Consider the following 13,270-nt stretch of genomic DNA (forward strand, 5'->3'; position numbering starts at 1 on the left):
TCTGCTCAACCCACAGAAGACACTCCAGGGTCGCCTGCAGTACCGACAGAAAGCTCAATAGGTGCCGAGATTATGCCAGCGGGCCGCGCACCAATGCGCGTAAATTTCCCTCGCGCTAGCATTCGATAGAAAACGGATCGGGGCAGCACCCGCCACATGACTGCCTTAGAAAGGGTCTTTACCCGCGCCCGGGCAGACGACTGCTCCTTCCAACGGGTGATGACGGCCGCTAGAGTGTACGTTGTACTACGCCCCCCGATTTCAAATTCGCAGACGACAGCACCTATAAACAGGGCACCCACGCATTGCACTGCCCGCGCAGTGTATTGACCGTCCGCTCCGAGAGGGCGATCTAGCGCATATCGCGCTCGTTCGTAGAACGTCCGCGGATAAAACGTAGACTGGTGCGGGGGCATTTCCAACGCCCGCGACTCCATGCCCAGCCCGGGGCGAAGATACAAGTCGTTCCCCCAACGCTCGACGCTATAACCGACCAGCACACGCCCCGACCCTAAGAATGGTCTCAAGACATTGACTGAGAACTCATCGTCGATGAGGTCACCGGCGTTGATGAACAAAACGTAATCGCCATGAGCCCGCTCAATCCCCTTGTTCATCGCGTCATAGAGGCCCGCATCTGGCTCATGTAGCGAGTGACTGCCCATAGCGGCGATCTCGGCCCGGCGGGAAGCGACCTCCCCGTCCGTGCCGCCATCGATGACCCAATGCTCTACATCAGACCCAAGAGGGAGTCGCCACACACTCTCAAGCGTCCGAGCAAGACCCGGCCAATCGTTATATACGACCGTCACAACGGTCAGCACAGGGCGCGCCTGAGCTCCTGGCACATCAACCAACTCCCCCACACAACCCCCAGCGCGCACAAACGACAGCGTGACGGAATGCTACATGGCTGCGAGCCCCGACCGCTGAGCGAGCCGACGAGCAGACACCGTGCACCATCCCCCGAATGCCTGCGCACATCGCGAAACGCCTGAGTGGGGCGATATTCGCGCGGAGACTCCGCGATCGCAGCTCGCACGGAGTGACGCGTCATCCTGAGGAAAAATGACTTGCTACCGTAGCGGGTGAGTCAAGATCCGAACTAGCAGAAGGGGCCAGTATGGCTGCACGCCGGCACTACAAAGCCGGACGCGGTGAGTCACAACAGGCTCAGTCCCCCGAGGTCGCCGCCGGGTCCGCAGCGCAGGTGCAGCCGCGCGATCGGTGGCCCGATGACTGGCGGTCTCGCTACGCCAGGCGTTTGTGGATAAGCGACTTCGTTGCTTTGGTCTGGGTCGTCTATGGAACGCAGATTGCGTGGTTCGGTCTTGGAAACGCTCAGCTCGCCATGTCGGCAGACTCACGAATATCCGATATATCGTACTGGCTATTTTCAGCGGCATTAATTGCCCTATGGATGGGGGCACTGTCATGGAGCGACTCAAGAAGCCATCGCATTATTGGCGCCGGCACATCCGAGTATATCCGCATAGCTGATTCAAGCCTCCGCCTATTTGGCGCTATCGCAATTGTCGCGTTCCTCACCCGCATCGACCTGGCGCGAGGATTCTTGCTCATCAGCCTTCCGGTGGGCGTGCTTGTCCTGCTTATCGTAAGATGGCTCTGGCGCCAGTGGCTGCTCGCGATGCGCAAACAAGGGGGTTATTCCGCACGTGTACTTCTCGTCGGATCTGCGAGTTCAGTAGCACAAGTAGCTCGCGAATTAGGCAGGCTGCCGAGCGCTGGGTACACCGTCGTAGGCGCTTGCACCCCTAGCCCCGCCATCGGTGGCGTAATTCCAGGCACACCGATCCCAGTAGTGGGAGATGTTGAATCTACGGAGCAGTCAGTCAAAGCAACGCACGCCGACACCGTCGCTATCACTAGCACGGACGAACTGCCGCCCGATAAAGTCAAACAAATATCGTGGGGGCTACAGGCGGGCCGAGAACATCTCGTCCTTGCGCCTAGCATCGTGGACATAGCGGGCCCACGTCTACACACCAGACCTGTCGCTGGTTTACCCCTTATCCACGTGGAAACCCCGCGTTTCAGCAAGGGGCAGCTCTTCCTTAAGCGATTGCTGGATCTCGCTGGCAGCCTCTGTGGCCTGATAGCCCTCAGTCCTCTCTTTGCCATTCTTGCGATCACAATCGCATCAACATCCCCTGGTCCAGTTCTATTTCGCCAGACCCGAATTGGACGAGGCGGGCATGAGTTTACGATGCTAAAATTCCGCTCGATGGTGCAGGATGCTGAAGAACGCCTTGACGTACTGCATCAGCACCGCCTCGAGTCGGGGATTGACGCCGGCAACGAGGTTCTCTTCAAAATGAAGAACGACCCGAGGGTCACTCGGATCGGTCGAATAATGCGCAAGTACAGCCTCGATGAATTGCCCCAGCTAGTAAACGTTCTTGCCGGTTCCATGTCTCTCGTCGGCCCACGACCCCCGCTGAAGACGGAGGTCGAGAAGTATGCCTCTCACGTTCACCGACGGTTCCTTGTAAAGCCAGGTATTACCGGACTGTGGCAGGTGAGCGGGCGCTCCTCTTTGTCCTGGGATGAGACTGTACGGCTAGATCTTTCGTACGTCGAAAACTGGAGTCTCCTCGGGGACATGGCGATCCTCGCAAAGACTGCTCGGGTCGCACTGATGCCAGGAGAATCGGCATACTAAGACCGGAGGACTTGAGGCCACCCGAACACGCGTGGGCGCACAGGCGTGCCCTTGAGAACTTCGACGCCGGAATTCTCGTCGTTTGGCTCTCCTTTCCCCGCGCGCCCAATGACATTTGGAGTGGAATCTTGGACCAAGCGAAGCAAGTTGCACTCGTGGCGTTTGCAGCGCGCCCCGGGTACGGGAGCGAAGGCGGCGTCGGGTGGGAATTTCTTCGCGCAGCCTGCCTTGTGGCGAGCGCGAACAAGATCAATCTCCACGCCCTCGTTGATAAGCGCGATGAAAGCGAACTCGAGACTGCGCTGAGCGAAGAAGCACTAAGCCGTTTTGTGAAGCTCCACCCGGTGCCCGTCCCGCGGTGGGTCGGGGACCATCACGTTCACGCGAAAACCCGCATGGGCTACCTGGCCTGGCGTCGGCCCTGCTTGACGCTGCTGTCGCGACTAGCCGCTGACGGCCCTCTCGACATCGTCCATCAAGTCACCTTCGCCTCGGGCACGCTTCCACCCGCCCTTCCACGGAGCGCGCGTCGCACCATCTGGGGGCCTATCGCGGTTCCAAGCAGCAGGGGGCCTATATTCAGCTTGGCGAGAGCGGCCGCCAAGACCTTCGCAGCCCAAGCCGATCTCGTGATCGCAAACAATGAGCGCTCGTTCGATTTCCTGTATCGAAGCGGCGCGGATGGTCAAACTCACGGGAACGTCGCCTTCGAACCAAATGTTGTAGTTCCTCACCACTCGATTTCGGAAGCTAAAGTACGTAATCGCGTGGCAATTGCCGGCGTGCTCGAAGCGCGCAAACGCCCGTGGATCGCAATTCAGGCGATGGCGACGCCGCAGCTCGCAGCTGCTCACTTGATAGTGATCGGTGACGGCCCACTCCGCAGTCGTCTTGAGGACTTCACTTTCAAGATGGGGCTCCAGAATCGAGTCGAGTTCGTAGGTCGCGTTCCACGCGAGGACGCCCTCAAGTTGATCGCTTCCTCATCCGCCCTTGCTCATCCCTCGTCTCGTGAGGGCTCTCCTTGGGTGATCGGTGAAGCCGCGTCAGTAGGGACGCCTTCTATCGCTTACGAGGGATCGGGCGCAGACTCCATGGTTCGCGCTTCAGACATTGGCGGGGCCATCGTGCCGTCAGATGCTTCGCCGGAGACGTTCGCGAGGGCCGTGCACGACGTTCTGACAGCTCCCCAGCCCGAGCCCACGCGACGTTGGGATCGAAGTAGACTGGTGCCCCTTCTCACTGAATGGTGGGGGCTGGGGAGCAGCGGCGGAGGAAAATGAAGATCGGATGGCTTGACCCGAGTGTCTCTAGCCGAAACCTCGGTGACGAGATCATCCACGACGCGGTCGGAGTTGAACTTAAGGATTTACTCGGCGACGACGATGTTCGCAAGCTACCGACTCAACGTCTACCCACCCGACGCGAGCGCGCGGCGATTCGATCATGCGAAAGCTTCGTAGTGGGCGGGACGAACCTACTTAATGGCAACATACCGCGCTACATCCAGTGGAAGCTTGATCCAGGCATTGCTCGTTCGTACGGCGGGCGAACGAACTTGTTAGGCGTCGGCTGGTGGCAGTATCAGGATGTTAACTGGTTCTCGCGGTCGATCTGGCAGCGACTGTTGCGCGACCGCACACACAGCGTGCGCGACGCGTACACGAAGGAGCGTCTCGAAAGCTTCGGCCTTAAGGCCATCAATACTGGCTGCCCCACTATGTGGCGATTGGATGATGTAATTCATCATCCCGAAGAGCGACGCAACGTCATTGCGACGATCACCGATTACCATCGAAACCCCACACGAGACCGGAAAATGCTTCTTGCACTCGGGGAGTTGTACGACAGCGTCAGTGTTTGGTTACAGGGAGCCAAGGACAAGAGTTACGTTGAGTCGCTCGAGGTAGATGTATCGTTCATCCCTCCCAGCCTGCACGCATTCGACGAGGCACTCGATAAACACGACTCGGATTACTTTGGGACGCGTCTTCATGCGGGTGTTCGCGCGCTACAACACAATGTGCGAGCAACAATAGTCGCAATCGATAATCGAGCGACTGAAATTTCAGCCGACACTGGCCTACCCATCGTCTCTAACGCGTTCACTCACGCCGATGTCGCGCACTCGAAGAGTCGGTCTTCCACATTGCTTCGCATCGACAGAGAAGCCATTACTGAGTGGAAGAAGCTGTTTGTCGAGGAACTCAAGCTCTAATGCGAGCGAGCCATATGCTTACGGCAACCGCGCGGGATGCTCGCCCTACGCCTCTCGCTCGTCTGCCCCGCACCACTGCTGCCGCATTGGTAATCGCAGCACTCGACTCGATCGGAATCCTTGAGCACAGCACTCTAGGTTATGGCGCTGTCGCCATCGGACTTGTTATCACCGCGATGCTCGATAGCCGACGCGACATACCCCGCGGAAGAATTTCTCCCACGGGTGCCGCGGTCTCCATCTTGCTCGCCATCCTTCTGATCTACCTAGTCATCATCGCCATTGATGCAGGGCGCTTCGCGCAAGATACCTTCATCATCGTCTACGGCGCGGGTCTGCTCGTTCTTCTCGAGTTCTCCTACGTCGCGTTGCGGGCGCGTCCAAACCGGCGTAAAGAAGTCGCCTGGGTGCCTCTCGCCGCTGGCCTGTTCGGTACAGTGACATTGATCGACGGTGTCCTCACCCTCTCAGGAGGGTCACCCAATACTGGCTTGAGTCACGAGCGGATCTTTCTGGCGATCTGGGCATTCACGCTTGTCCCGGAACGCCGATGGCGACTTGTCCGCGTACTGCTCGTCGCGGCGATGGCCTTATCGTTGTTGCGTTATGCCTCTGCGACCTCCGTAATAGCGATAGGGACCGCATTTTTCGTTGCGCTTCTATTGAAAAGTAGAAACCGATTCCGGGCGACCACCCTGTTGATAGTGAGCATTGCGGTGATGATGGTCGCTCTGCCCTCCCTTTCGCGGCTTGTAGATGACTTCTACGTGCGTTTTGGTCGCGTAAACAACACCACGACGCGCGAAGGGCTTTGGCGCCAAGCTAGCGACATCTTGGAGGCGAATCCATTCTTCGGCGGACGTGCACAGGCGTCGATAACAGGCCTGGCCAACATTGACGGTCGCATCCAGCTGGTTCCGTTTCATAACACGCTGCTGACGGTTGGAACCGTGGGCGGGTGGATTGCGGTCGGTTTGCTCGTATTGTTGATCGCTATCGCATTATTCCGGGGTCTACTTGCTGTCGGGAGTGAACGACAAAGGGCGGCTACCTGGCTGCCCGCGCTTGCTAGCGGTTTAGCCTGCATCTCCGTGAATCCCGTTCTCGAGAAACCTGGCACCGCCGTAGCGTTCTATGTTCTCATTTTTGTAGCGTTGCTCCGGTTTCCGGAAGTTGATCGGAGCAGAGTTGAACCCTAACGTTATCTTCATCGAGGGGGTTCCCTTCGCGTCTCGCCTTCACGTATTGGAATGTCTAGCCGACGGCGCCGTCCTTACGGGCGCCCACGTCTCGATTCATTCCTTCTCGCGACGCCCTGACACTGATCTTGTCGAGTTCGCGCATACGAATAACGTCGTCTGGTTCGGCTCGCACAAGATGACCTCGCCTCGGGACCCGGTGACTACACATAACATGCGGGCCCTTCTGGGAGCTGCTTTGCGGGAAAGTCAGACAGGGGATGGGCGCATCGTCGTTCTCACCGCGATAGACGATTACCCGCGCGCCCTTCTTCTACTGGCCCTAAGGCTACGCGTCGCCCGCCGGACTCACACGATCTTCGTACGGTACCGTGTGGATGATTATCGCGAGGTTCAGCCCCGCCGCGGGTTTCGCCAGATTGTGAAGAAGTTCTACTTTGACCTAGCTCGCGCTATTGCGGGCGCGTCGGTAGCTGTGTTCGATGAACGACTCGAAGGGCGCTCTGGCGTCCACGTACTCCCCGACCCGTGGACGGGCCCCTTCGGCACCTTCGAGCAAGCAGAAGCGAGACGCGTCCTGAATATTCCCGCGGGTGAGCGGGTCGTGCTGCTGGTGGGGTACCAAGATCGTCGAAAGGGGTTTCCGTTCGCAGTTGATCTCCTGCTTGGCACGCGTTCGCGCGACAAGAATACCCGGCTATGGCTCGTAGGCGGGGTCGCTCCTGAGTACGCACACCAGCTCGACAGTCTTCGTGAAGCTTTTGGATCCGATTTTGTTCATGAGGCCGCGTACATCACCGACGTAGACCTAGCTCACAGGATGGCCGCCGCAGATGTGGTGCTTATGCCGTACGCGCCGGAGTTCCTCTCAACGTCCGGGGTGCTCGTACGTGCCGCTGCCAGTGGGACTCGTGTACTTGCTACTGATCACGGGTTGGTCGGTTGGCGCGTGAGTACCTACTCCCTGGGCACTGTTGTGCCGTACGGAGACCTACAGTCCGGGATAGACGCTCTAGCCCGTCTCTTAGAGGCCGAGGCCGCACCAGGCGCGTCGGAGTTTGCGGAGTCTTCGACACGCGGCGCCGTTTCGCGCAGATTCGCGGCAGTGCTCCGTCAAGCGCAGAGCAAATGAAACACTACGTCGGTCTGGCGCTTTCACAGGCGGCGCAAGCAGGCGTCTCCTTCATTGCAACGCTACTCTTTGCTCACGCGATGAGTCCGCTGCAGTTTGGTCTTTACGCCGCTATTCTGTCCGTGTCGATGATATTGCTCGCCGCTATCCGCGCCGTGCTCGGCGAACAACTACTGGCCGGCAATACCCGAGGCGAAGGGTATCTAGACCTAATTGTCTTTATCACGACAGTTCTCATCCTCATACTGGGCACGTGGGGCTTCTTCGCCGGTGGGATCACGGTGGCCACCGCCGCCGTCTATGCTGCCGCTTTCGTCGGTTCAGATGCCGCCCGATATATGGCGTTCAATGAAGCAGGAAGCACCCGGGCTCTGACGCTCGTTAATGCGGCTGAACTATGCCGCCTCATCCTAGTTACGATTGGAGCCGTAGCCGCGTGGAAGAGCGCGCACACGATCGCCTACACATTCGCGCTTTCGTCGGCGCTCGTATGGCTAGGTTGGGCCCTAGCGCGGACCCGCTTCCCTCGAATTTCGCGAGCAATCATTTATGTCGGACGGTTGGGGAAGTTCGAGGCGGCTACAGTAATTCAATTCACCGTCGGTAGCGTGGCGGCGCAATTGATTCCGTTCCTTGCGCTGGGAGCGTTCGGCGCCGCGTCATTTGGGTCCCTCAAGCTTGCACAGAGCCTAACGGCCCCGATCTCCTTGGTCGGCACAGCCTTCACTCCGGCGATTATTCGGTCAGTTGGTCGAACGCAAAGCGCCGCCGCTCAGGAGCGCATGACCCTCAAGCTCTTTTGCCTCGCAGCAGTGGTGGCTATTGTTTCGGCACTCGTTGCCATCTATGGACTGGCCTGGATTGGGCCCGCCCTGACACCACGCGAAAGTTGGCGGGCGGTATCGACGATCTTGGTTCCAATCGTGTGCCTGACCACGCTTGTCCTGTTGGGCCAGCCCGGAAGTGCTCTTATCAGGGCCCGCCGGATGGCTCGCGTTGCGATACTCGGCCAGATCGCCGGTGTCGCAGTCGGCTGGGCCATAGCTATATGGGCCGCAAGCGAGAACCTCGTTACCTTCGCGTGGAGCCTCTTCATCGGTTCCGCCGCGACGGTCCTAGCGACCTATGTTCTACTGCTAGTTGAGCTTCGGCGAAACAGGAACGGCCGGTGAGCCCACAACGGTAACGCCGGCGCCCACATCGCTGAGAACTAGACTCTGCGCGCCGACCGTCGCGCCTGGGCCCACGACGATTGACCCTAGGAGGACTGCGCCGGTGCTAAGTAGAACGCCTTCCCCGACGGCGGGATATTCCTGAATCGCGTCCTTCGCTTCTACCCGGCGACGCCCGAGCACAACACCACTCATTAATGTGCAGTGACTACCCAGAGAAGCTCCGCCGCCGATGACTACCCCGCTCGGATGCTGGATAAGGACTCCCGGACCGATATTCGCTCGCGGATCGATGTCAGCCCCATGAAGCGCCAGATTCATCGAAGCGAAGAGCTTCCTCAGCACACCAGGGCCTCGGGAGCTCAAGCGGAACAACAATGCCGTGCGGAAGGCTGGGTGGAGAACCGCCATGCGCACTACATCGCGCCATTTCGGCGGATGAGGCGTAATCCTCGCCGCGTCTGACATTATGAGCGATCGCAACGTGAGCGTCTGACGCACGGTCTCCCCTACCCTCGGACAGTCGTTGTAAGAATGCCGTCCCAGGCGTTACGGAACGCACGCTCGCTGTGGAGTTGTTCATAACGCCGAAGACACTCTTCTCGACGGCGCTCCATCTGCTCATCGGTGCTGTCGGCCCAGGAGAGCACGTGTCGAAGCATGGCGGGGCGATCAGCACACACGACTCCCGTCCCCCGCACTAGTTCGGGTATAGACCCCTTCGCGTACGCGATCGTTGGCGTCCCGGCAGAGAGAGCCTCGATGATCGCGAGAGGCTGTGCCTCAAGCGCGTAACGAGTGGGATAGAGCAGCGCAACCGCCCCCGAGAGCAGTTTGCTTTTCTCTAAGCTACCGGCGATCGGGCCTCGATACTCGATGTTGTCGAGTGCGGCGATACTGTCGATGAGCCCAGCGAAATACTCGGAATCAGCAGGATGCCCATATAGTTCGAAATGAGCACTACTACCGATACGTTTGCACTCACGCGCGATCTCTACAACATCACTGGCGCCTTTATCAGGGAGCAAATTGGCGAGAAATACGAACTTACTAGCGTCCCTCTTCGCCTCAGCTAGCCAATGGGCAGGCACTGCATTCGCTACGATAGCGATTTCTTGCTTGGGCACGAAGGCGCGGACATCATCGGCGACACTCTCACTGAGACATACGACGCGGTCGCTTCTCTTGAAGAACCATCTAACGACGGAGCGAAGAACACTATTTCGCCCCGCAAGGGCACTGAATCCTACAGAGTGTAGATAATACACAATCTTGACCCGAAAGACGGTCGCGATAGCGCATACAGCGAGGTCCGACACGAAGGATGCGGGCCGGTTCGTCGCAAAAAATATGAGAAGCTGAGGGCGCCGGGCCAGCATACGAACGGCGCGGGCAAGTAGCGAGAAGAACGCTCCGACCTTTCGAAGCGAAATCGTCCCGACCTCTGACACGTTTCGGCTGTACCGACGATCGAGTACACGCACCCGATCCCCACGGCGCCGGAGTAGCTTCACTAGTTGCTCGGTAACGACAGTTGACCCGTGGACTGGGGGCGGCAGCTGGCTAAACACTACGACTCTCATCGCCCACCCCGCACGGCCCAAAGAAACTGAACGTTACCCACCAGGTATCGACGGCCCAATCGTCGCGGTTCGCGCAGAAGTCGGTAAAGCCATTCGAGGCCCGATCCACGCAGCCATGACGGGGCCTCCCGTACCGTGCCAGCGTAGAAGTCGAAGGCAGCACCAACGCCCACACAGGGTACGGAGAGTCGTCGCGCTAGTTCGCTCGTCAGAAAGTCCTGCTTGGGCGTCCCCATACCCACCCAGACCACGTCCGCGCAGTCTGCGGTGGCACGCGCGACGACTTCGTCAATAAGTTCAGGTGTAATTGGCCCGAATGGAGGCGCTATAGAGCCCGCAAAGTTCCGTTCGCGTCCCCGCGCACGCATCTTCACCCGGATCTGCTCCAGCGTTTCCGCTCTAGCGCCAACGAATAAGCCGCGAAGTTCTGTTTGCTCCACCACGTCGCGAAAAAGCGATGGCCCCCGCACCAAGTACTTTCTTCGGTCCTTCTGCGACGTTCGGCGCGACATCAAAGCAGCCACCGGAACTCCGTCGGCAAAATTCACGCCGTCCGACTTCAGTAGGTGTGCGTACGCCAAATCACTTTGAGCCAGCGTGACACAGTAAGCGTTGGCTAAGCGAACGCTCACACCCTCCCGCCGTCGTGCCGAATCGAGCAGGAGCGCCTTGGCACTATCGCTTGAGGCTAAGACGAACGGAACAGCACCTATTGTCACCGTCGTCAGGTCTCTCACGTACGCTCCTTGATGTAGAGGCGATGTCCTCAAGACACGCCAAGTCTACCGGGCGGGTGGTGCGACTCCGCACGGCGCTTTACGACTCACTGCTTTCGCACCCGTTTCCGATGTGCACTCCGCCGAGTCGAAGTGCGCTCAGACGTGATCCTCACGTGGCGCATAGTTCGGGACCACGGCGGCAACAGCATGGACACATAACCACTGTATTGTTGCCAGCGTCTGTCGTTCCGCGGAAGGATCCAAGTTGACGAAGCGTGCCCTCATTACTGGAATCACCGGCCAGGATGGCTCCTACCTGGCCGAGTTGCTCTTGTCCAAGGGGTACGAGGTCCATGGGCTGATCAGGCGCGCCTCGACCTTTAATACCCACCGAATCGACCACCTTTACACGGATCCCCACGACCCCAATGCGAAGCTCTTTCTGCACTATGGGGATCTGAGCGATGGCGCCCGCCTCGTCACCCTGATGGCAGAGATCAATCCGGATGAGGTCTACAACCTCGCTGCCCAGTCCCACGTCCGGGTTTCGTTCGACGAGCCAGAGCACACGGCCGACACCACCGGGACCGGCACGATCCGTCTGCTTGAGGCTGTGCGCTTGTCGGGGATCAAGACGCGCTTCTACCAGGCTTCGACGTCTGAGCTCTATGGCGCCACCCCGCCGCCGCAGTCCGAGACGACTCCGTTCTATCCGCGTTCGCCGTACGCTGCCGCGAAGCTCTACAGCTACTGGATCACGAAGAACTACCGCGAGGCGTATGACATGTTCGCGGTCAACGGCATCCTCTTCAACCACGAGTCCCCGCGGCGGGGCGAAACTTTCGTCACCCGCAAGATCACTCGCGCTGTTGCACGCATCAAGGCCGGTGTGCAGAAGGACATCTACCTCGGAAACTTGGACTCGATTCGTGACTGGGGCTATGCCGCTGAGTACGTCGAAGGCATGTGGCGCATGCTGCAGGCAGACGAGCCCGAAGACTTCGTCCTCGCCACGGGCGTCGGCCTCACCATCAAGGATTTCCTTGAGACCGCGTTTGGCCACGTCGGCCTCGATTGGCAGGAGTTCGTCAAGTTCGACGAGCGCTACCTTCGTCCCACCGAGGTCGACGCTCTGATCGGCGACCCGTCAAAGGCAGCTGAGAAACTCGGGTGGGTTCCCACGATCGATGGGAAGGAACTGGCCAAGCTGATGGTTGACGCAGACATGCAAGCACTCGAACACGGGGCCGATTGGCGCGACACCGTCAAACTGGCCTCCTGGGGAACCGCATGACCACCGCCGTCGACGGCGTCGAGTACACGCCGGCCGAACTCGATCGAGACGCGAACTTCTACGTCGCTGGACACCGGGGGCTCGTCGGATCCGCCATCTGGCGCAAGCTTGAGGCGTCCGGCTTCCAGCGACTCGTCGGGAAGAGCTCAGCCGAGCTCGACCTAAAGAACCGGGATGCGGTCTTCGAGTACATGTCGTCGGTGAAGCCGAAGTACGTCGTCCTCGCTGCGGCGAAGGTCGGCGGCATTCTCGCGAACTCGACCTACCCGGTCGACTTCCTCTCCGACAACATGCGGATTCAGATCAACGTGCTCGACGCTGCCCTCGCAAACGATGTCGAGCGCGTGCTCTTCCTCGGTTCGTCCTGCATCTACCCCAAGTTCGCCGAACAACCGATCCGCGAGGACTCGCTCCTCACCGGGCATCTCGAGCCGACCAACGACGCCTACGCGATCGCGAAGATCGCTGGGATTCTGCAGACGCAGGCCGTCCGGCGCCAGTACGGGCTGCCATGGATCAGCGCGATGCCCACGAACCTGTACGGGCCGAACGACAACTTCTCCCCGAAGGGGTCGCATGTGCTTCCTGCGCTCATCCGCCGGTACGACGACGCTGCGAAGAACGGCGCGAAGTCGGTGACGAACTGGGGTACTGGAAACCCGCGACGCGAGTTCCTCCACGCGGACGACATGGCGGATGCATGCCTGCACCTGCTGGAGCACTACGACGGGCCGGATCAGGTCAACGTCGGCACCGGCAGCGATGTGACGATCCGAGAGATCGCAGAGACGATCGCGGGTGTGACGGGCTTCCAAGGCGAGACGGAGTGGGACACCACGAAGCCCGACGGCACCCCGCAGAAGCTCCTCGACGTGTCGAAGCTGGCAGAGGCCGGCTGGACGTCCAAGATCAGCCTCCACGAGGGCCTCGAACAGACCGTCGCCTGGTACCGCGACAATGTAGACCGCCTTCGCGAGTAGCCAAGTGTTTCGTCACGTCGTGCTCTTTCGCATACACGACGACGCCAGTGATGCGCAGGTGAGCGGAGCTCTCCAGGAACTCCGCTCACTCGCGCTGCTCCCGGGGGTCATCTCGTGGCGGGTAGAGACGTCGCTGGACGCCCGCAAAGGACGAATCCTCGTGGAGGACGCGACGTTTACCGATGCCGAAGCGTTCGATCGGTTTCAAACCCACTCGAGACATCGGGAGGTCGGCGACTTTATGGCGACGATCTCAGACTGGTGGATCGGGGACTACGTCGAATGAGCCA

The 13,270-nt window shown here is 59.6% G+C and carries 12 protein-coding genes; 9 read left to right on the forward strand and 3 right to left on the reverse strand.

What is annotated here, in order from left to right:
- Positions 1–5: 5 nt before the first annotated feature.
- Positions 6–884: a glycosyltransferase gene (locus ACWAUO_RS01665; protein WP_460772513.1), complete on the reverse strand. Its 879-nt coding sequence runs from the start codon at positions 882–884 to the stop codon at positions 6–8.
- 239 nt (positions 885–1,123) lie between these two features.
- On the opposite strand from ACWAUO_RS01665, the gene ACWAUO_RS01670 reads away from it, so the two are divergent.
- From ACWAUO_RS01670 to ACWAUO_RS01695, 6 genes are all read left to right on the forward strand, one after another.
- Positions 1,124–2,683, forward strand: a complete 1,560-nt coding sequence (locus ACWAUO_RS01670) for a sugar transferase (RefSeq protein WP_460772515.1) — start codon at positions 1,124–1,126, stop codon at positions 2,681–2,683.
- Positions 2,684–2,913: 230 nt separating this feature from the next.
- Positions 2,914–3,966: a glycosyltransferase gene (locus ACWAUO_RS01675; protein ID WP_460772516.1), complete on the forward strand. Its 1,053-nt coding sequence runs from the start codon at positions 2,914–2,916 to the stop codon at positions 3,964–3,966.
- Entirely contained in the window at positions 3,963–4,901 is a 939-nt protein-coding gene (locus ACWAUO_RS01680) for a polysaccharide pyruvyl transferase family protein (protein WP_460772518.1), read from the forward strand. Before ACWAUO_RS01675 ends, ACWAUO_RS01680 begins: the two co-directional genes overlap by 4 nt.
- Positions 4,902–4,915: 14 nt before the next feature.
- Positions 4,916–6,100 carry an O-antigen ligase family protein gene (locus ACWAUO_RS01685; protein ID WP_460772519.1) on the forward strand — a complete coding sequence of 395 codons (1,185 nt, stop codon included), beginning with the start codon at positions 4,916–4,918 and terminating at the stop codon, positions 6,098–6,100.
- A 214-nt stretch (positions 6,101–6,314) separates the two neighbouring features.
- Positions 6,315–7,232, forward strand: a complete 918-nt coding sequence (locus tag ACWAUO_RS01690) for a glycosyltransferase (RefSeq protein ID WP_460772520.1) — start codon at positions 6,315–6,317, stop codon at positions 7,230–7,232.
- Positions 7,229–8,404 carry an MATE family efflux transporter gene (locus tag ACWAUO_RS01695; protein ID WP_460772522.1) on the forward strand — a complete coding sequence of 392 codons (1,176 nt, stop codon included), beginning with the start codon at positions 7,229–7,231 and terminating at the stop codon, positions 8,402–8,404. The genes ACWAUO_RS01690 and ACWAUO_RS01695 overlap by 4 nt, the downstream gene beginning before the upstream one ends.
- A 509-nt stretch (positions 8,405–8,913) precedes the next feature.
- Here ACWAUO_RS01695 and ACWAUO_RS01700 read toward each other — a convergent pair.
- Both ACWAUO_RS01700 and ACWAUO_RS01705 read right to left on the reverse strand, forming a co-directional pair.
- Positions 8,914–9,987 (reverse strand): glycosyltransferase family 4 protein, encoded by a 1,074-nt coding sequence (locus ACWAUO_RS01700; protein WP_460772524.1) that lies wholly within the window; start codon positions 9,985–9,987, stop codon positions 8,914–8,916.
- The gene (locus tag ACWAUO_RS01705) at positions 9,984–10,724 is read right to left on the reverse strand and encodes a WecB/TagA/CpsF family glycosyltransferase (protein ID WP_460772525.1); all 741 of its coding nucleotides are present in this window, start codon (positions 10,722–10,724) and stop codon (positions 9,984–9,986) included. Before ACWAUO_RS01705 ends, ACWAUO_RS01700 begins: the two co-directional genes overlap by 4 nt.
- Before the next feature lie 247 nt (positions 10,725–10,971).
- On the opposite strand from ACWAUO_RS01705, the gene gmd reads away from it, so the two are divergent.
- Genes gmd through ACWAUO_RS01720 form a run of 3 tightly spaced genes read left to right on the forward strand, consistent with a single transcriptional unit; the run spans position 10,972 to position 13,266 of the window.
- The gene (gmd, locus tag ACWAUO_RS01710; protein WP_460772527.1) at positions 10,972–12,000 is read left to right on the forward strand and encodes a GDP-mannose 4,6-dehydratase; all 1,029 of its coding nucleotides are present in this window, start codon (positions 10,972–10,974) and stop codon (positions 11,998–12,000) included.
- Positions 11,997–12,980 carry a GDP-L-fucose synthase family protein gene (locus ACWAUO_RS01715; RefSeq protein WP_460772529.1) on the forward strand — a complete coding sequence of 328 codons (984 nt, stop codon included), beginning with the start codon at positions 11,997–11,999 and terminating at the stop codon, positions 12,978–12,980. Before gmd ends, ACWAUO_RS01715 begins: the two co-directional genes overlap by 4 nt.
- 19 nt (positions 12,981–12,999) lie before the next feature.
- The gene (locus ACWAUO_RS01720; protein ID WP_460772531.1) at positions 13,000–13,266 is read left to right on the forward strand and encodes a Dabb family protein; all 267 of its coding nucleotides are present in this window, start codon (positions 13,000–13,002) and stop codon (positions 13,264–13,266) included.
- Positions 13,267–13,270: the final 4 nt, after the last annotated feature.

It is taken from the genome of Microbacterium sp. GXF7504 (assembly GCF_054798235.1).

Excerpts from the sequence above, each read along its gene's own strand:
- ACWAUO_RS01700 (WP_460772524.1), bottom strand. The coding sequence starts at position 9,987 with ATGAGAGTCGTAGTGTTTAGCCAGCTGCCGCCCCCAGTCCACGGGTCA.
- ACWAUO_RS01670 (WP_460772515.1), top strand. The coding sequence starts at position 1,124 with ATGGCTGCACGCCGGCACTACAAAGCCGGACGCGGTGAGTCACAACAG.
- ACWAUO_RS01685 (WP_460772519.1), top strand. The coding sequence starts at position 4,916 with ATGCTTACGGCAACCGCGCGGGATGCTCGCCCTACGCCTCTCGCTCGT.
- ACWAUO_RS01690 (WP_460772520.1), top strand. The coding sequence starts at position 6,315 with ATGCGGGCCCTTCTGGGAGCTGCTTTGCGGGAAAGTCAGACAGGGGAT.
- ACWAUO_RS01715 (WP_460772529.1), top strand. The coding sequence starts at position 11,997 with ATGACCACCGCCGTCGACGGCGTCGAGTACACGCCGGCCGAACTCGAT.
- ACWAUO_RS01695 (WP_460772522.1), top strand. The coding sequence starts at position 7,229 with ATGAAACACTACGTCGGTCTGGCGCTTTCACAGGCGGCGCAAGCAGGC.
- ACWAUO_RS01680 (WP_460772518.1), top strand. The coding sequence starts at position 3,963 with ATGAAGATCGGATGGCTTGACCCGAGTGTCTCTAGCCGAAACCTCGGT.